At 38.9% G+C, this 17,592-nt stretch carries 25 protein-coding genes; 24 read left to right on the top strand and 1 reads right to left on the bottom strand.

Annotated features, from left to right (window positions below; translation table 11 throughout):
* Genes GXK58_RS08270 through GXK58_RS08235 form a run of 8 tightly spaced genes read left to right on the top strand, consistent with a single transcriptional unit; the run spans position 1 to position 4,772 of the window.
* Positions 1 to 504: a cytochrome c-type biogenesis protein CcmH gene (locus GXK58_RS08270; protein ID WP_160721609.1), complete on the top strand. Its 504-nt coding sequence runs from the start codon at positions 1 to 3 to the stop codon at positions 502 to 504.
* Between the two features lie 12 nt (positions 505 to 516).
* On the top strand, positions 517 to 894 hold the full coding sequence (locus GXK58_RS08265) for a hypothetical protein (RefSeq protein WP_160721607.1): 378 nt from the start codon (positions 517 to 519) through the stop codon (positions 892 to 894).
* Positions 887 to 1,882, top strand: a complete 996-nt coding sequence (locus GXK58_RS08260; protein WP_160721606.1) for a hypothetical protein — start codon at positions 887 to 889, stop codon at positions 1,880 to 1,882. Before GXK58_RS08265 ends, GXK58_RS08260 begins: the two co-directional genes overlap by 8 nt.
* A 25-nt stretch (positions 1,883 to 1,907) precedes the next feature.
* A complete protein-coding gene (locus tag GXK58_RS08255; RefSeq protein WP_160721604.1) occupies positions 1,908 to 2,612 on the top strand; it encodes an ABC transporter ATP-binding protein in 705 nt (234 codons plus the stop codon).
* Positions 2,609 to 3,289 (top strand): heme exporter protein CcmB, encoded by a 681-nt coding sequence (locus GXK58_RS08250; RefSeq protein ID WP_160721603.1) that lies wholly within the window; start codon positions 2,609 to 2,611, stop codon positions 3,287 to 3,289. Before GXK58_RS08255 ends, GXK58_RS08250 begins: the two co-directional genes overlap by 4 nt.
* A 3-nt stretch (positions 3,290 to 3,292) precedes the next feature.
* The gene (locus GXK58_RS08245; protein WP_160721602.1) at positions 3,293 to 4,054 is read left to right on the top strand and encodes a cytochrome c biogenesis protein; all 762 of its coding nucleotides are present in this window, start codon (positions 3,293 to 3,295) and stop codon (positions 4,052 to 4,054) included.
* A 15-nt stretch (positions 4,055 to 4,069) separates the two neighbouring features.
* Positions 4,070 to 4,201: a CcmD family protein gene (locus GXK58_RS08240; protein WP_160721600.1), complete on the top strand. Its 132-nt coding sequence runs from the start codon at positions 4,070 to 4,072 to the stop codon at positions 4,199 to 4,201.
* Between the two features lie 58 nt (positions 4,202 to 4,259).
* The gene (locus GXK58_RS08235) at positions 4,260 to 4,772 is read left to right on the top strand and encodes a TlpA family protein disulfide reductase (protein WP_237389600.1); all 513 of its coding nucleotides are present in this window, start codon (positions 4,260 to 4,262) and stop codon (positions 4,770 to 4,772) included.
* A 61-nt stretch (positions 4,773 to 4,833) separates the two neighbouring features.
* Here GXK58_RS08235 and GXK58_RS08230 read toward each other — a convergent pair whose 3' ends face one another.
* Positions 4,834 to 5,505 (bottom strand): SIMPL domain-containing protein, encoded by a 672-nt coding sequence (locus GXK58_RS08230; protein ID WP_160721599.1) that lies wholly within the window; start codon positions 5,503 to 5,505, stop codon positions 4,834 to 4,836.
* A 211-nt stretch (positions 5,506 to 5,716) separates the two neighbouring features.
* Here GXK58_RS08230 and spoIIIAA point away from each other — a divergent pair, with 211 nt between their 5' ends.
* From spoIIIAA to GXK58_RS08150, 16 genes are all read left to right on the top strand, one after another.
* Positions 5,717 to 6,640 carry a stage III sporulation protein AA gene (gene spoIIIAA / locus GXK58_RS08225; RefSeq protein ID WP_160721598.1) on the top strand — a complete coding sequence of 308 codons (924 nt, stop codon included), beginning with the start codon at positions 5,717 to 5,719 and terminating at the stop codon, positions 6,638 to 6,640.
* A 1-nt stretch (position 6,641) separates the two neighbouring features.
* The gene (gene spoIIIAB, locus GXK58_RS08220; RefSeq protein ID WP_160721596.1) at positions 6,642 to 7,157 is read left to right on the top strand and encodes a stage III sporulation protein SpoIIIAB; all 516 of its coding nucleotides are present in this window, start codon (positions 6,642 to 6,644) and stop codon (positions 7,155 to 7,157) included.
* 11 nt (positions 7,158 to 7,168) lie between these two features.
* The gene (gene spoIIIAC / locus GXK58_RS08215) at positions 7,169 to 7,372 is read left to right on the top strand and encodes a stage III sporulation protein AC (RefSeq protein ID WP_026572556.1); all 204 of its coding nucleotides are present in this window, start codon (positions 7,169 to 7,171) and stop codon (positions 7,370 to 7,372) included.
* Between the two features lie 16 nt (positions 7,373 to 7,388).
* Positions 7,389 to 7,778: a stage III sporulation protein AD gene (spoIIIAD, locus tag GXK58_RS08210; RefSeq protein ID WP_237389617.1), complete on the top strand. Its 390-nt coding sequence runs from the start codon at positions 7,389 to 7,391 to the stop codon at positions 7,776 to 7,778.
* A gap of 28 nt (positions 7,779 to 7,806) precedes the next feature.
* Positions 7,807 to 9,006: a stage III sporulation protein AE gene (gene spoIIIAE, locus GXK58_RS08205; RefSeq protein WP_160721595.1), complete on the top strand. Its 1,200-nt coding sequence runs from the start codon at positions 7,807 to 7,809 to the stop codon at positions 9,004 to 9,006.
* 12 nt (positions 9,007 to 9,018) lie between these two features.
* Positions 9,019 to 9,648: a stage III sporulation protein AF gene (gene spoIIIAF / locus GXK58_RS08200; protein ID WP_160721594.1), complete on the top strand. Its 630-nt coding sequence runs from the start codon at positions 9,019 to 9,021 to the stop codon at positions 9,646 to 9,648.
* The gene (gene spoIIIAG / locus GXK58_RS08195) at positions 9,641 to 10,291 is read left to right on the top strand and encodes a stage III sporulation protein AG (protein WP_160721592.1); all 651 of its coding nucleotides are present in this window, start codon (positions 9,641 to 9,643) and stop codon (positions 10,289 to 10,291) included. Before spoIIIAF ends, spoIIIAG begins: the two co-directional genes overlap by 8 nt.
* Positions 10,292 to 10,304: 13 nt before the next feature.
* Positions 10,305 to 10,865 carry a SpoIIIAH-like family protein gene (locus GXK58_RS08190; protein ID WP_160721591.1) on the top strand — a complete coding sequence of 187 codons (561 nt, stop codon included), beginning with the start codon at positions 10,305 to 10,307 and terminating at the stop codon, positions 10,863 to 10,865.
* Positions 10,866 to 11,122: 257 nt separating this feature from the next.
* Positions 11,123 to 11,638, top strand: coding sequence for an acetyl-CoA carboxylase biotin carboxyl carrier protein (accB, locus tag GXK58_RS08185; RefSeq protein WP_160721590.1), 516 nt, complete (start codon positions 11,123 to 11,125; stop codon positions 11,636 to 11,638).
* A 14-nt stretch (positions 11,639 to 11,652) separates the two neighbouring features.
* The gene (gene accC, locus GXK58_RS08180) at positions 11,653 to 13,008 is read left to right on the top strand and encodes an acetyl-CoA carboxylase biotin carboxylase subunit (RefSeq protein ID WP_160721588.1); all 1,356 of its coding nucleotides are present in this window, start codon (positions 11,653 to 11,655) and stop codon (positions 13,006 to 13,008) included.
* Positions 13,009 to 13,026: 18 nt separating this feature from the next.
* Positions 13,027 to 13,434, top strand: a complete 408-nt coding sequence (locus GXK58_RS08175; RefSeq protein WP_160721586.1) for an Asp23/Gls24 family envelope stress response protein — start codon at positions 13,027 to 13,029, stop codon at positions 13,432 to 13,434.
* 222 nt (positions 13,435 to 13,656) lie between these two features.
* Positions 13,657 to 14,043 (top strand): transcription antitermination factor NusB, encoded by a 387-nt coding sequence (nusB, locus tag GXK58_RS08170; protein WP_160721584.1) that lies wholly within the window; start codon positions 13,657 to 13,659, stop codon positions 14,041 to 14,043.
* 42 nt (positions 14,044 to 14,085) lie between these two features.
* On the top strand, positions 14,086 to 14,943 hold the full coding sequence (gene folD / locus GXK58_RS08165) for a bifunctional methylenetetrahydrofolate dehydrogenase/methenyltetrahydrofolate cyclohydrolase FolD (protein ID WP_160721582.1): 858 nt from the start codon (positions 14,086 to 14,088) through the stop codon (positions 14,941 to 14,943).
* A 120-nt stretch (positions 14,944 to 15,063) separates the two neighbouring features.
* Positions 15,064 to 16,422, top strand: coding sequence for an exodeoxyribonuclease VII large subunit (xseA, locus tag GXK58_RS08160; protein ID WP_160721580.1), 1,359 nt, complete (start codon positions 15,064 to 15,066; stop codon positions 16,420 to 16,422).
* Positions 16,412 to 16,645: an exodeoxyribonuclease VII small subunit gene (locus GXK58_RS08155; protein WP_160721578.1), complete on the top strand. Its 234-nt coding sequence runs from the start codon at positions 16,412 to 16,414 to the stop codon at positions 16,643 to 16,645. Before xseA ends, GXK58_RS08155 begins: the two co-directional genes overlap by 11 nt.
* 3 nt (positions 16,646 to 16,648) lie before the next feature.
* Positions 16,649 to 17,542 (top strand): polyprenyl synthetase family protein, encoded by an 894-nt coding sequence (locus GXK58_RS08150; RefSeq protein WP_160721576.1) that lies wholly within the window; start codon positions 16,649 to 16,651, stop codon positions 17,540 to 17,542.
* The last annotated feature ends 50 nt before the right edge of the window (positions 17,543 to 17,592 follow it).

Below are 17,592 nucleotides of genomic sequence, written 5' to 3'. Positions count from 1 at the left end.
ATGAGGAAAAAACTTTATCTTGGACTCCTTGTAATTGCGTTTATCTTTCAGGTCTCCTTCCTCCGGGTGGAAGCTAGCCAGATTGATTATAAATCAGCAGAGTTTAAAGCTGTTGCTCAGCAGTTTGCCTGTACTTGCGGCTGTGGTCAGGATCATTATGAGTGTGATCCGAATACCTGTAATCTCACTACGGAGTTTAAAAAGGATTTAGTTGAGATGATGAACAAAGGCTGGGATAAGGATAAAATCCGCCAGTATTATGTAAATATTTATGGTGAAGAAATCTTAACATCCCCTGAGAAAAGCGGTTTTAGTTTAACAGCTTGGGTTCTTCCATTTGTCGTATTAGGAGTAGCTGCAGTTGCTGTGTTTTTCATTATCCGTAAGTGGGTGAAGAGAAAAGGTACCCAAGGCGACATAACTGATTATGAAAGCGCAGTGGATGAAGTAGAAGGAGAAATTCTTTCCTCTATGATCGATGAAGAACGCAAAAAGTATCTTTAGGATGTGGACAAAATGCATGATATCTCAATCATTTCAATTATTTTTACTGCAGCTTTAGCGTTGATATGTTTATTTTTACTATTAGCTCCTTTTTTTAAGTGGGAAACATTTATTCAATTCAGTTCCAAAGATCAACATCTAGTTAGCACAAAAGAGGCGCTGTTTACGACTCTAAACGAAATAGAGTTTGAGTACAAAATGGATAAAATCTCACATGCAGATTACAAAAATTTAAAGAGACAATATGAAACAGAAATTGCCAATATTATGAAAGAAGAAGAAATGTTTGTAGACCCGAGTATTGATAAAGATTTACTAGCAGAAGTGGAGAAAGAAATTGAAGCACAGATGAAAGTTTATGCAAGAAAAAGGGGGAAGGAAAGTGATTAAAAAAATCACTATTATTCTCCTAGGACTGATGCTGCTAGCCCCCTTCCAAGGTTTAGCAGCATCAGATTCAAAGGTATCCATTGATATGCATTATCTCGTTGTCAGCCCGGCGGAAGATGGATCAACTAATATGATGAATATGGTGAACTATTCAAACCATTCGACCGGGGAATATAAAGGTGATGGTCAGAGCGAGGCTGTATTAAAGGTAACATTGCCAGCTCATGCAAAAGCTCTAAATTTCCTAGATAATAAAATTGCCTTTAAACAAGTGGATAAGGGGTTTATTACCACAACTCCCATTCCTAAGAATCAAACCACCGTCCTCCCATACAGTTATAGAATGCCAAAAGGAGAAGAAATCAAATTAACCATGGATTATCCGGTTGATATGATGCAAATTCTTGTACCTGAAGGCATGGGCAGTGTGGAAGTGACTGGTGCGGTTGCAACTAGCCAAGGTCTATTCAAATTTGATGATCAAAATTACTATGGTTATAGCATTGAGGGTCTGAAGGTAAATCAAACATTTTCACTTATATATAATAAGGATGTTCAACCTTCAGCGGATGAAACCGAACAGTCTCAAGCAAGTACAGACAATGAAAGCACTAGCGGTGTTACTCACACAGCCCCTGCATTTCATAATCCTGGACATCTTAGAATGTGGGCACAATCGCCTTTACACAGCTTTAACCCACATATCTTTTTAATTATTATCGGGGCCATCATTATTGCAGGTATTGCTTCTTTTATCTACTTTAAGAGAAAAGCTAGATTAGAAGAAGAAAGACTCGGAGCAGATCAAGAAGAACAGGCATTTCAGCAATTAATGTCAAAACAAAAAGCCATTATGGAAAAGGTTATTGAACTGGAAGAAACTTTTGATGATGGGAAACTCACAGAAGAAGAGTACCATGGAAAGCTTGCTGCGTACAAACAGCATTTAGTGCAAGTAAAGCTAAGTTTACGGAGCTTCATTGAGTAACAGCTGGGATGGGAGGGAAAGCGTGATGATTGAAATTAATAAACTGACGAAGCAGGCTGATAATAAGCTGATCTTACGTGGTGTAGACCTCTCAATAAGTAAAGGAGAAACAGTGGCTGTCTTAGGACCAAATGGTGCGGGTAAAAGTACGCTCTTAAAGGTACTGGCAACCTTAATTAAACCAACTTCAGGTCAAGTGATCGTGGATGGTTTGGAACTCCGCAAGAATCAATTAGCCATAAAAAAACTATTGGGATATTTACCCCATTCCAGTTTGCTCTATGATCATTACTCTCCATTAGAAAACCTCGTTTTTTTTGGCAATATTTACGGGGTTAAAGATGTTGAGCAAAAGGCCAGAAAGCTTGTAAAAGAAGTGGGATTATCATTTTTTTTAAACGATCCTGTCAAAAATTTCTCAAGAGGGATGATTCAAAGAATTGCTATTGCAAGGGCAATAATTCATGATCCAGAGATCCTCCTGCTGGACGAACCTCATACCGGTTTGGACCAAGGGGCCATTTCGATATTGAATAATGTCATCCTGGCTATGAAAGCAAAAGGGACAACAACATTAATGGTTACCCATGATTTTAAACAAGCAGCTGAGATTTGTGACCGGATCATTATTGTAAAGAATGGAAAAATTGTTGATGATTTTAGAATGGATCATCACAATCTTGGAATAGTTAATGAAAAATATGACTTTCATATGGAGGGCGTATCATGAATTTTTTTCGGACTGCCCTCTTATTAGCACAAAAGGACTTATATTCAGAACTGAAAACAAAACAAATTTTAACAACACAAATAATTTTTGCAGGTCTTGTAATCGTTGTCTTCAGCTTTGCTTTTGACCCAGCCAATAATACTACTAAAGCGGTAATCCCAGGGGTTATCTGGGTCATTATTGTTTTTGCAGGGATACTAGGACTTAATCGATCGTTTATTTCCGAACAGCGAAATGATACGATGCAAGGTTTATTAACAGCCCCAATGGAAGCGGCGAGTATCTATTTAGGCAAGTTTTTGGCGAACTTTACCATGATGCTGATTGTGGAAATGGTATCTATCCCATTTTTATTTTTACTGTTTGATTTTAAATTTCTCGGCAGTTTTGGCTTTTTTATCCTAGTCATCTTTTTGGGGAGTTTTGGCTTTATTGCCATTGGTACGTTTTTAGCAGCGCTTGCAGCAAATTCAAAAAGCAGTGAAATGCTGCTGCCCCTTTTATTATTTCCCATTACAACACCAATACTAATCGGTGTTGTACAAGCAACAAAGATAATCTTAACTAATATGGAAAAGTTATCGAGTGCAATAGCCTGGATCCAACTGGTTGCAGCCTATGATGTGATCTTCTTTGTTGTTTGTTTCTTATTAATAGATTATGTGCTGGAGGTTTAAGTGATGAGTATAAATCTCGAACAAGAGAAAGCGGTTCTTCACAGAGCGCAATTGCAGGAAACGAAGACAAGCAATCTTTTAGGGATCCTGTTTGGTGCGTCAGTTATTTCCATGTTAGTTGCCATCTATTTTATTTTTATCTACGCTGCCGAAGAAAAAACAATGGGGGCGGCACAAAAAATCTTTTATTTTCATGTGAGTTCTGCCTGGCTGGCATTTATGGCTTTTTTCGTTACATTCGTGTTTAGTATTCTTTTTTTAATTAAGCGAAAAAGAATATTTGACACCTATGCCTATATATCTGCCGAAGTCGGTGTAGTTTTTACAATTATTGTGCTAACTACAGGTCCGATATGGGCAAAATCTTCATGGAATACCTGGTGGGTTTGGGAACCTCGGTTAATCACGACGTTAATTCTATTTTTTATTTATATTGCCTATATCATGATCCGTCAAATGGATGGAGTTTGGGATAAAAAAGCCAGGCTCGCTGCAGTATTCGGTATTATTGGATTTGCAGATGTTCCAATTGTTTTTTTCGCCATTCGCTGGTGGCAGACAAAATTCCATCCAATCGTTTTTGGTGAGGGAGCGTCGCAGCAAGGCGGAGGAATTGATGGGACGATGCTTACAGCATTATTTGTCTCGCTTGCAGCATTCACCATTCTCTATTCGTACCTTTTGTATAAAGGTGTTACCTTTGAAAATATGAAAATAAAAGTGGAACATTATAAAGAAAAATTAAGAGCAGATCTAGATAAATAATCGGAGGGATCATTCATGGGTTTTGAATATATGTACGGGGCTTATACTGTTGCTTGGGTTGTCATTTTTGCTTATATGTTCATTTTAGGAAAAAGGCATACAAAGTTAAAAAAGGAAATTGAGTTTTTAAAAGAACTAGATAAGTGATTTTTTTGGGACCTGTGAACCAAATCCAGGCCCTTTGTAAAAACTGTCAGGGGGAAACATGATGAACCAGCGAGTCATCAAATTACTCGTATTAATTCTGATTGTAGGAATGTTTAGTTTTTTTGGGTACAGTTTGGTAACAAAAGGGAAAAATACCGATGTCGGTGATAAGGCTTATAACTTTGAACTGCCTAAATATGAAGGAGGCACCACTAAACTCTCTGAATATAAAGGGAAAGTTGTTATTATCAATTATTTTGCGAGCTGGTGTGAACCTTGTAAAGAGGAATTTCCTGAACTAGCGGCGTTTCAAAAAGACTATGGGGCAAAGTATCCATTTCTAATGATAAACCGTGGGGAAACAATCGATAGGATAAAAAAATCAACCAAAGACAACAAAGAGGGAATGAATTATTTATTTGATTATAATGCAAAGGTTTCAAAACTGTATAATGTTACAGGACAGCCTGAAACTTTTGTTATTGATAGACAAGGAATAATCAGAGTGCACTTTAATGGACCTGTGACAGAGATGCAGTTATATAACTGGGCTAAGAAATATGATAAATAATCACATCAAATAAAAAAGGAATGATCAATAAATAAGGATCATTCCTTTTTTACTTTTATCATCAGTTGTTCGTGTGATAGTGAAATTCTGCTGATACGATAGCTCTTACTTGGATTTGTCCAGGCTCAACTGGTGTGGAACTAAGCCCTTTTGCTAGCGATTCGGCAGGAAAATGTATGGGCTGAATAGGAGATCCGCTTTCAATGATCATGATAGGAGTTGGTACTAAGGCAACCTGCAAGGTTGAAGCAATCGCTTTAGCTTTATTAGTTGCATTGTTTAGTGCAAGAGACAAGGCTTGCAAATAATAAGTCTCTGTATTTTTAAGACTAAATTGTACATTGGATACATAATTGGCACCACTTTGAACGGCAGCATCAATCAGTTTTCCTGCTGCTTGTAAATCTTCTAATTTCACTTGTAGAAGGTGAGTGATTTTATACCCGCGAAACAGTTGTTTTCCATCTTGATAATCGTAGACTGTCTCAATCCGATAATCAAACGTTTGAATAAGATTTTTAGGTACCCCAAGACTCTGCAGTACACTGACCACTTTTGACACTTCAACCGCATTTTGCTGCCCGGCAGATACCAGCTCCTTCGCTTCCGTTATGACTCCTAAATTGACTGAGGCAGTATCGGGTGGAACGGAAAGTTCCCCCTCACCTGTTACTTTGATTAAATTACTTTTAGGCTGTGAACCATTTCGGTTAGGCACATGATAATGATACAATTTTTTCCCCCTCCATTTCATACCTTTAATAAATTATTTGGCCCCTCCCTAAAGTGTTCTTAACTGACCATCAAGTCTATTAAATATGAATATAGTGTTCTAGCATTCGTACCCCCAAAATAGAATGAAATTACAGATTTACAAGTCATATTGTGTCCAAGCAGGCATACATTTTAAATAATGAGAAAGGAAAATCGAGGAGGAAATATACGTGGAAACAATTCTTAGCTTTTTACCTAAAAACCTTGCCAATCTAATCAGCCAAATCCCTCCTAAGCAGAAAGAAGAAGTAGAAGAAATTCGAATCCGAATCAATCGTCCAATTGAGATTACCTTAAAGGGGGCCCCGAGATTTTTATCCTATATTATTAGCCCTGAGGATGCTATTCATCTTCTTAATAAAATTAGTCAGTTTTCCATTTATACACTTGAGGAAGAACTTAAGCGGGGGTACATTACCGTTTCAGGGGGTCACCGGATTGGACTAGCTGGCAAGGTTATTCTGGAAGATGGGAAGGTCAAGGCGATTAGGGATATTTCATCGTATAATATTCGAATTGCCAGGGAGAAGGTTGGGATTGCAGAGGCCATCATTCCATTTATATATAAAGAAGACTGGATGCATACCATGATTATTGGACCGCCGCAAACAGGAAAAACAACCCTGCTTAGAGATCTTGCAAGAATTATCTCATCAGGACATCCAGCGGCAAATATTAATGCAAGTAAAGTGGGCATTGTGGATGAACGAAGCGAGATTGCTGGCTGCGTTAATGGAGTGCCTCAATTGACATTTGGCCATCGCCTTGATGTCCTGGATGCCTGTCCAAAAGCTGAGGGAATGATGATGATGATTCGATCGATGAGTCCGGATGTAATAGTCTGTGACGAAATCGGCAGACAAGAAGATGCGGTGGCCATTCAAGAAGCCGTCCATGCAGGAATAAAACTAATAATGACTACCCATGGTTCTACTTTAGATGAAATTAAGAAACGTCCTTCTTTAAAGGAAATCATCGACCAAAAAATATTTGATCGGTTTGTCATCCTAAGCAGAGCATCTGGACCTGGAACGATTACCCGCATTCTTGATGCCACTGGTAAGGAAATGCAGCAAAAAGTGAGAGTGACATAAAATGATTAAGTTAATTGGTGCCATTATCATCATTGTTGCAACCACCTGGACTGGGTTTGAAGCGGCACGAAATTTTAGTGACCGGCCCAAACAGTTAAGGGCATTACGATCCGCTCTACAGTCGCTCGAGGCTGAAATTATGTACAGCCATACACCCTTGCACGAAGCAGCTAGGAGATTAGCTGAACAACTAGCAAATCCACTTGCAAACTTTTTTAAAACCTTTGCAAGTAGACTAACGAATACCGAAACAACAGTAAAAGATGCCTGGGAGACTAGTTTACAAGAAATATGGAAGTTAACTGCATTAAAAAAGGGCGAGTTTGAAATAATGAGGCAATTTGGGGAAACACTTGGCCGTCATGACCGCCTTTCCCAGCAAAAGCATATTTTGCTCACACTTTCCCACCTTGAAAGAGAAGAAGCGGATGCCATCAACGCCCAGGCAAAATATGAAAAAATGCTAAAGAGTTTGGGATTCTTATCCGGATTGTTACTGATTATTCTATTATTTTAGGGGGAAAAGCAATGGGTTTAGAAGTGGATATTATCTTTAAGATTGCTGGGGTAGGAATTGTTGTTGCCTTTTTGCATACTGTTTTAGATCAAGTAGGTAAAAAAGAATATGCACAATGGGTAACGCTTTTTGGGTTTATTTATATTTTGTTCCAGGTAGCCACGATTGTTGATGACCTTTTCCAAAAAATAAAGTCCGTATTCTTGTTTCAATAGAAGGGAGGGCTCAGCCATTGAAATCATCAAAATAGTTGGAGTAGCCCTAATTGCCACGTTTCTTGCATTAATCATAAAAGAGCAAAAACCTAATTTTGCCTTTCTATTAGTCGTCTTTGTCGGTTGTGTAATCTTTCTGTTTTTAATCGATAAGATCTTTGAGATTATTCATATGCTTGAGAAACTGGCAGTAAACGCCAAAGTCAATATGGTCTATGTGGAGACGATACTAAAAATAATCGGTATTGCCTACATTGCAGAATTTGCCACCCAGATTACGAAGGATGCTGGTCAAGGAGCAATTGCTTCAAAGATCGAATTAGCTGGAAAAATCATCATCCTTGCTATGTCCATCCCTATCTTAACGGTTCTAATTGAAACAATTATTAAACTTATTCCGAGTTGAGGACAGCCCCTAAAAAGAGGTGTAGAAATTGAGGCAAAAGCTGCAGTTTATTCCTATTATGATTCTCTTACTCTTGTTTTTTTATATTCCAAATGTACAAGCCGCCGAAGAAGCAAAAGACACTCAAGCAACACTCTCAGCCCAGGAGTTAGTCGACCAACAGGTAGAGTCATTGGATATAAGTGACCTCGAGCAATATTGGGAGGATATTACCACTAAATATGGCGGTTTTCTTCCGGAAAGTCAGAAGGGAAGTCTATATGATTTTATTAAAGGAGACAAGACTTTCTCCTTTAAAGAATGGGGAAAGGGTTTACTGAATTTTGCCTTTCATGAGTTTGTAGCTAATGGCAAGTTATTAGGCTCGATTATCATGTTGACCATTTTCAGCATGTTCCTTCAATCCATGCAAAATGCTTTTGAAAAAAGTACGATAAGTAAAGTTGCCTATTCGATCATTTATATGGTGCTGGTCATTCTAGCATTAAATAGTTTTCATATTGCCATTAGCTATACGAATGAGGCAATTGGAACGATGATCTCATTTGTACTGGCACTTGTTCCTCTTCTGTTAGCTTTAATTGCTGCTTCAGGAGGGATTGTATCCGCTGCCTTTTTCCACCCAGTCATTCTCTTTTTAATGAATTCGAGTGGATTAATTATGCAATATATCATCTTGCCTCTCCTCTTTTTAGCGACTTTATTAAGTATTGTCAGTACAATGTCGGAACAATACAAAGTATCGCAGTTAGCTGCGCTCCTCAGGAATTGGAGCATCGGATTAATGGGGCTCTTCTTAACCGTTTTTCTCGGTGTTATATCAGTTCAGGGTGCCTCAGCGGCTGTAACCGACGGGGTTGCAATCCGGACAGCCAAATTTGTCACCGGTAATTTTATCCCTGTGATCGGAAGAATGTTTACAGATGCAACTGACACCGTTGTCAGTGCTTCGGTGCTGTTAAAAAATACGGTTGGAATCGCAGGTGTCGCCATTTTGTTAATTATTGTGGCGTTCCCCGCTTTAAAAATATTAATGATTTCCTTTATTTATAAATTTGCAGCTGCCATTCTTCAACCCTTAGGGGGAGGGCCTGTGATTAAATGCTTGGATATTATCAGTAAAAGTGTCATCTATGTCTTTGCCGCTCTTGGCATTGTTTCCCTAATGTTCTTTTTAAGTATTACTGTAATTGTCGCTGCAGGGAATTTGACGATGATGATGAGGTAAGGGGGTGGTTCCATGGATTTTTTAAAAGAATGGGTAACGAATATTATCCTTTTTATCCTGTTGGCAACAGTCATTGATATGCTTCTTCCGAATTCTAGTATGCAAAAATATACTAAGATGGTTACCGGATTGCTCTTAATTGCTATCATTCTTACTCCAATTTTGAAGCTCATCTCCGAGGATTTTGAAACAACCATGAGTTCCATCCCTTCATACCAAGCACCAGGAGAAAAAAATATGAAAAATTCAATAGAATTAAAGAAAAAAGAAATACAAGCCTCCCAACATGCATATATTTTAGAAGAAATGGCTGTCCAGCTAAAAAAGGATGTTAAGGAGGAGTTGATGAATCAATACGGATTGGAGATAGATAAAATCGATCTAGCAGTAAACGAAGAAAGCGATAAAGCATTCCCTGAAAACCTCCAAAAGGTTACGGTTCTTCTGAAACAGCCAGACAGCGGCACAAAGACAGTCGAAGCAATCAAACAAATCGAAATAAACACAGAAAGACCTCTTCCATCTGCAGGATCCACAGTTGAAACAAAAAAAATCGTTTCTTTTTTGTCAGAAAAATGGAAAGTAACAGAGGGAACAGTAGAGGTTTCGGTTGAAGGGGGGATTATGAAGAATAATGAATAACAACAAAGGACCATTATCATGGTTGAAAAAAATATTAAAACCGGCAGATAAGAGTGAAAAGAAACCTGGGAAATATCAGTATATGCTGTTGGTCCTCTGTATTGGGGCTGCTTTTATGCTAGTTGGTAATATTGTTTTTAAAGATAATTCAACCTCACTAGCCGAGACCGCATCCACCAATAGTAAAGCAGCAACGGAAGATGTCCCTGCATTTGGAATAAAGAAATCTTCCGAAAATAAGACCATTGCTGAGTATGAGGAAAAATATGAAAACCAAATGAAAAAGGCCTTGGAAGAAATGCTTGGCGTGGATGATGTGACCGTCGTAGTAACGATCGATTCAACCGATAAAAAAGTCCTCGAAAAAAATACAGTCACAAAATCGCAGACAACGGATGAAACCGACCGGGAAGGCGGGCAGCGTAAAGTCGTTGATTCTTCTACAGACGAACAGCTGGTTATTGTGCGAAATGGAGATAAAGAGGTTCCTATTGTTGTAGAAACTAAGAAACCTGATATTCGCGGTGTCTTAGTAGTAGCCAAAGGGGCAGATAACATAGAGGTAAAAAAATGGATTAAGGAAGCAGTTACAAGAGCTTTAGGAGTTCCAAGCCATCGAGTTGCTGTTATGCCTAAAAAATAAAGGGGGAAATAAAATGCTTTTGAAAAAACAGACAGTTTGGTTATTAACAATGTTAAGTTTAGTAGTGGTTCTCTCAGTTTATTACATTACCTCACCGGAGCAAAAGGTCAACGATCTAACCGCTGTTCAGCAAAAGGCTAAGGATCAAAATACGGGCAAATCTAAAACTGAAACAACAAAGGTGAAGGATGACAATACAGTTGTATCTAGTGTTGCCGGCGATGTCGCTTTTGAAGAACTACGTATGCAGCTAGAGGACTTACGAAGCGAACAGCAGGAAGACTTAACAAGCCAATTGGCTTCTACGGATCTTTCACCAGATGAAAAAAGCAAGGTAAAAGATCAAATGGATAGACTCAATCAGATTGCTCAAAGTGAAGAGCTGCTAGAAACATTTATCAAGACCATGGGATATGAAGATGTTCTTGTAAGAGCAGATGGTTCTAAAGTAATCGTTACGGTAAAGGCAAAGAAAAAGCCATCTGCATCTGATGCAAATAAGATTATGCTTGAAGTGAAAAAAGAAATTGATGAAACAAACTATGTTGCTGTCGAATACCAGCCTGCAAAATAATAAACACAAGAAAGAGGAAAGTCTCGGGGACTTTCCTTTTTCTTGTATTTCTGTTAATGAAGAAGTAGGTAAAAAATATCATTTGTTTCGTTGTAAACCGAAAAAATTTCTTTTTTTTTTCAAAAAAGATTAATATAAGGGGGAAGGCTGATTAGAAATTCTTATTCGTTTCAATGAAGAGGATTGAACTTTTACTAGCTATTATCGTATAGTATTAGTAGTTAGTACTAATTAAGTTGTACAAGGAGTGTTACTCAATGTTAAAAGTACAAGAAATTCGCGAATTGATTAAACTTGTTGATCAATCTAGTATCGATGAATTTGTATATGAAATTGAAGGTTCAAAAATTAAAATGAAGAAAAATAATTCAACTACAGTGGTTTCACAGGTTGCTTCCATACCACAACAACCAGCACTAATTCCTGCAGTCCAGTCTGTCCCTTCGGCTCAGCCAGCACCTGCCGTTCAAGTTCAAGAACCTGCAGCAGAACCAGTGAGTGCGCCAGCTAATGAACCAGCCGTGCAGGCGAACTTACACAAAATCACTTCACCAATGGTTGGAACTTTTTATTCATCACCAACTCCAGATGCTGATAATTATGTAAAAGCAGGAGACCGGGTATCAAAGGATTCAATCGTTTGTATTGTTGAGGCGATGAAATTATTTAATGAAATCGAGGCAGAAGTAGACGGAGAAATCGTTGAAATACTGGTTAAAAATGGCCAATTAGTTGAATATGGTCAACCGCTATTTCTAGTAAAGCCAGAATAAGGAGCGATAACAGGATGATAAAGAAACTGTTAATTGCAAACAGAGGAGAAATTGCCGTCAGGATTATTCGTGCCTGCCGGGAAATGGGGATTGAATCGGTAGCCGTTTTTTCAGAAGCCGACCGTGAAGCCCTGCATGTTCAACTCGCAGATGAAGCCTATTGCATAGGACCAACATCATCAAAAGACAGTTATTTAAACGTTACAAATATTATTAGTGTGGCAAAATTAACCTCATGTGATGCGATTCATCCAGGATATGGGTTTCTAGCTGAAAATGCAGATTTTGCAGAGCTCTGCCGTGAGTGTAATATTACATTTGTCGGCCCAAGCCCGGAAGCCATTACGAAAATGGGTACCAAGGACATTGCCAGGGAAACCATGCGTGAAGCGGGTGTACCAATCGTCCCAGGCTCTACAGGGATCATTAATGATATCGATGAAGCACTAGAGCTTGTTAAACAAATCGATTACCCTGTCATCATTAAGGCAACTGCAGGCGGGGGCGGTAAAGGGATCCGTGTTGCCAAAAATGAGCAGGAATTAATAAAAGGAATCAATATCACTCAGCAGGAAGCGTTGACGGCTTTCGGGAATTCTGGTGTATACATAGAAAAATATATCGAGGATTTCCGTCACGTTGAGATACAGGTCTTGGGTGATAAACATGGAAATACGATTCACTTAGGTGAAAGAGATTGCTCGATCCAGCGCCGTCTGCAAAAACTGCTGGAAGAATCGCCTTCACCAGCTTTAGATGGTGAGATTCGCGAAGAAATGGGAACTGCAGCTGTAAAAGCGGCAAAAGCAGTTGATTATTCGGGAGCCGGCACAGTAGAATTTATCTATGACTACCGCAACCGTAAGTTTTATTTTATGGAAATGAACACAAGAATTCAGGTCGAACATCCGGTAACAGAAATGGTCACTGGAACTGACCTGATCAAAGAACAAATCCGCGTTGCAAACGGAGAAAAACTAACCCTGAAACAGCAGGATGTTACGTTTACAGGCTGGGCGATTGAGTGCCGGATTAATGCAGAAAATCCTGAAAAGAACTTTCTTCCTTCAGCCGGAAAGATTAAGATGTATTTACCGCCGGGCGGGTTAGGAGTCCGTATTGATTCAGCGGCATATCCAGGGTATACAATACCGCCTTACTACGATTCCATGATTGCAAAAGTCATCGCATATGGCAGCACCAGAGAAGAAGCAATCTCAAGAATGAAGCGGGCATTAAGTGAGTTTGTTGTTGAAGGAATTCATACAACCATACCTTTCCATTTGAAATTGTTGGATCATGAGAAATTTGTTGAAGGCAATTTTAATACAAAATTCTTGGAATTGCATGATGTGATGAAGTCTGTCTAAAATCTGGAGGTGTTTTGAATGAGTGAATTTAGTGTCTTGGAAATGGACCAAGGAAGTAATGGACACGGGAAAATTGAAATTGCTCCGGAAGTCATTGAGGTCATTGCCGGTATTGCTGCATCCGAGGTAGAAGGTGTCTCCGGAATGCGTGGTAATTTTGCCACGGGTGTTGTCGAACGCCTAGGGAAAAAGAACCATGGTAAAGGTGTTAAGGTAGAGCTAACTGAAACAGGAATAAAAGTTGATGTTTATTGCTTAATGAAGTTCGGTATGTCTATTCCAGCGGTTGCAGGTAAGGTTCAGGATAATATTCGTCAGGCCTTGTTGAATATGACCGCCTTAGATGCTGAGGAAGTTAACATTCACGTAGTGGGTATCCATTTTGAAACCCAAAAGAATGATCAAGAAATCGACTCTGAACTGTAATAATGAGAACCAAAGGAATTCAATCCTTTGGTTCTTCTGTTTTTTAGGAAAAATCCATTAGAGCTCAGGTGATTCCTCTATAAAATAATAAGACATACCGTGCGCTTCCCTTTTAGTTATGCTATTATCTTTTTATGTGCAAGCTAGTTACTAGTGAAAAACAGTCGGTCATGTACAAATTTAAACAAATTTAGTTATATACATAAAGGAGTTAACGGTAAAATGAAGAGAAGAACAGCTAGGGAAAAGGCGCTGCAAGCACTTTTTCAAATTGATGTCAGCAGTACAGAACCATCATTAGCAATTGACCATGTCTTGGAAGGGGAGGCAAGTGACGAGTACTTAAACCAATTGGTTTTAGGGGTTGTCGAACAGAAGGATGCAATTGATCCTCTTATTAGCAAGCATCTTGAGAAGTGGACTTTAGATCGATTGGCTACAGTCGACCGGAATTTACTGAGAATGGCTGCTTATGAATTGAAATTTTCTAGAGATATACCGCAAAATGTTATATTAGATGAAGCGATTGAAATTGCTAAAATTTATGGGGACGACCAATCAAGTAAGTTTATTAATGGTGTTTTATCTAAATTAAAAGAAACACTTTAAATAATAATTTATTTATTAACTGGATACAGGGGAGGAGCTATCATGACAGCACAAATTATTAATGGAAAAGAAATCGCCGCGAAAAAAAGGGTGGAAATTGCCCAGGAGGTTGAGAAACTTAAAAACCTTGGCGTGACTCCGGGTTTAGCTGTGATTCTTGTTGGGAATAATCATGCGTCTAGAACCTATGTAACGAATAAGGAAAAGGCATGTCAAGAATTGGGGATGAATTCTTCATTAATTGAAATGCACGAAGAAGTTTCTCAAGAAGAGTTATTGGCGAAAATCACCGAACTAAACGAATCACCTGATATTCATGGAATCTTGGTTCAGCTGCCGCTTCCAAAGCACATTGATGAAAAGAAAGTAATTGAATCCATTTCTCCTCTAAAGGATGTTGATGGTTTTCACCCCATTAATATTGGCAGAATGATGACTGGCCAAAATGCCTTTTTGCCTTGTACTCCTTATGGGATAATGGTGTTACTTGAAGAAACAGGCATTTCCATTCCTGGTAAGCATGTTGTCGTCGTGGGAAGAAGCAATATTGTAGGGAAGCCAGTTGGTCAATTATTTTTAAATCAAGATGCAACAGTTACCTACTGTCATTCTAAAACAAAGGATCTGCCTTTTCATACAAACCAAGCGGATATCCTTATCGCAGCGGTTGGTATACCAAACTTCATTAAGGCAGAGCATGTGAAGGATGGAGCGGTTATTATTGATGTTGGAATAAATCGTAATGAAGCTGGTAAACTTTGTGGCGATGTTGCTTTTGATGATGTCGTAGAGAAGGCAGGTTACATCACTCCGGTTCCAAAAGGAGTTGGACCGATGACCATTACTATGCTTATGTATAACACTGTTAAGTCTGCTGCAGAAAGTTTAAATCGTAATTAAGCAAATGATTGTCCTTATCTTACTGCATTTAGTTCCTATTTGTTTTTTACAGACAAACAATAGAGCTAAATGTATAATAGATAAGGACAGTTTTATTCTAGCGTATTAAAGGAGCCCTTCATGGAGGAACAACGATACTTATCAGTGAATGCTTTAACTAAATACATAAAGCGGAAATTTGATGCTGATCCCCATTTACGAGAAGTTCATGTAAGAGGTGAAATCTCAAATTTCAAGCAGCATTCAAGCGGACACATGTATTTTACATTAAAGGACGAGAAAGCAAGAATTCTTGCCGTCATGTTTGCTGGACAATCACGTTTTATGAAGTTTTCACCTGAAAACGGGATGAATGTGATTGTGAAGGGTGAGGTCAGTGTTTATGAACCGAGCGGACAATATCAAATTTATATAAGAGAAATGCAGCCGGATGGCATTGGTGAATTATATTTAGCTTATGAACAGCTTAAACAGCGTTTGGAGGCGGAAGGGTTATTTGCTCCTGAAACAAAAAAGACCATTCCTCTCTTCCCCAAGACGATTGGCGTAATCACTTCGCCAACCGGTGCTGCTATAAGAGATGTAATTACTACAATTAAAAGGCGTTTTCCTATCGCAAATATTCTTGTTTTTCCAGCACTTGTCCAAGGTGAGAATGCTGCTCCTTCGATAGCCAAAGCGATTGAAATGGCTAATAACACGGAGGGAGTAGAAGTTTTAATTGTAGGGCGCGGTGGAGGTTCTATAGAGGAGTTATGGGCATTTAACGAAGAATTGACTGCCCGTGCGATTTTTTCATCAAAAATACCGATCATCTCAGCGGTTGGTCATGAAACAGACTTTACCATCGCTGATTTTGTTGCGGACCTTCGTGCTCCGACGCCAACAGGTGCAGCAGAACTTGCTGTCCCCCATATTGAAGAGCTGGCAGAACGAATTCTTCAGCGGCAAACACGATTGATACGAGTGATGAGCGGGAAATTCAAATTTGAAAAAGAACGGCTAAATCGTGTGCAAAAATCGTATGCCTTTCGATATCCACATCGGCTTTACGAGCAAAAACTTGAGCAGGTCGATCGTTTAACAGAAAGGTTAATTCGCGGAACCTCGAGATTATCTGAAGTAAAAAAAGGACAGCATGAAATATTATCAAAACGTTTACTTCGTAACCATCCGGAGGAAAGTCTGCTGGAGGCAAAGAAAGTTTTTGAAAGAACACAAAAAGATCTAGAGCGGACGCTAAAGCAAATTTATGTAAAAAAACAAACAGAATTTGACCGCATTTTATCTACTCTTCAGGCGCTAAGTCCGTTAAAAATAATGGAACGGGGCTATAGTTTGGCTTACACAGAAGATAACCAGCTAGTTAAAAGTGTAAGACAAGTAAAAGAAAATGAACAGGTTCAAATTCATTTAACAGATGGCAGCCTTTTCTGTAATGTCGAAACGATAAAGGAGAGAGAATCCAATGACCAATGAAAAAACATTAACCTTTGAAGAGGCAATGTCAAAGCTTGAGCAAATTGTTGAAAAGCTTGAAGAAGGTGATGTTCCATTAGAAGAAGCCATTTCTTTTTATAAAGAAGGTATGGAACTTTCTAAACTATGTCATGATAAACTAAAAACTGTGGAAGAACAGCTTACGCAAATTATTACGGAGGATGGACGTACGGAGCGTTTTTCGATACAAGAGGAGGATTAGGGCTTGGAAACCGGGTTACTTGACGCATTTAAAAGAGAATATCAACAACTGCTAAATCAGAATTTACAAGCGTTAGTAGAAAAACTGGATGCCCCTTCCGTAATAAAGGATTCCATGATCTATTCACTTGAAGCAGGCGGTAAGAGAATCCGACCGTTATTACTGTTTGCAACCTTAGATGCATTTGGGATTGATCCTAAAAAGGGCCTGCCAGCTGCGGCGGCAATTGAAATGATTCATACGTATTCCTTAATTCATGATGACCTTCCAAGTATGGATAATGATGATTTAAGAAGAGGAAAACCTACCAACCATAAAGTTTTTGGAGATGCCGTTGCGACCCTCGCTGGGGATGCTTTATTAACCTATAGTTTTGAGGTAATTAATATGCTCTCCGACGAATTTGTCTCACCATCTGCAAAGGTGAAATTGGTGATTGAAATGGCAAAAGCGGCTGGTGCAGAGGGAATGGTCGGCGGGCAAGTGGCTGATATGGAAGGCGAGAACAAGGTCCTCACTCTTGATGAACTGGAATATATACATATTCACAAAACAGGTAAGCTGCTTAAATTCAGTGTGTTAGCAGGAGCAATTATGGCTCAAGCAAATGAACGCTTAAAACAAGATTTATCGGCCTTTGCTCATCACTTGGGACTTGCATTCCAAATCCAGGATGATATTCTAGACTTGACAGGCAATCAAGAAATAATTGGAAAGCCTGTCGGCAGTGATACGACTAACCATAAAAGTACCTATCCACAACTATTGTCCCTGGATGGGGCAAGAGAAGCCCTTCAGCAGCAAATAAAGCTGTCAAAAGAATACTTACAAAAGACAGACTTAAAAATCACAGTGCTAAATGAAATAACGGATTTAATTGCTACAAGGGACCACTAGTTGTTTTGAGGGTGAATTTTATAAGTATTTATCGTTCACATGCAGAGAAT

This window comes from Bacillus sp. USDA818B3_A (genome assembly GCF_009928415.1).
In the GTDB taxonomy this organism is placed as follows: Bacteria; Bacillota; Bacilli; order Bacillales; family Cytobacillaceae; genus Neobacillus.
The sequence above is the reverse complement of the archived record's forward strand: the minus strand, read 5'-3'. Positions and strand labels throughout refer to the sequence as shown.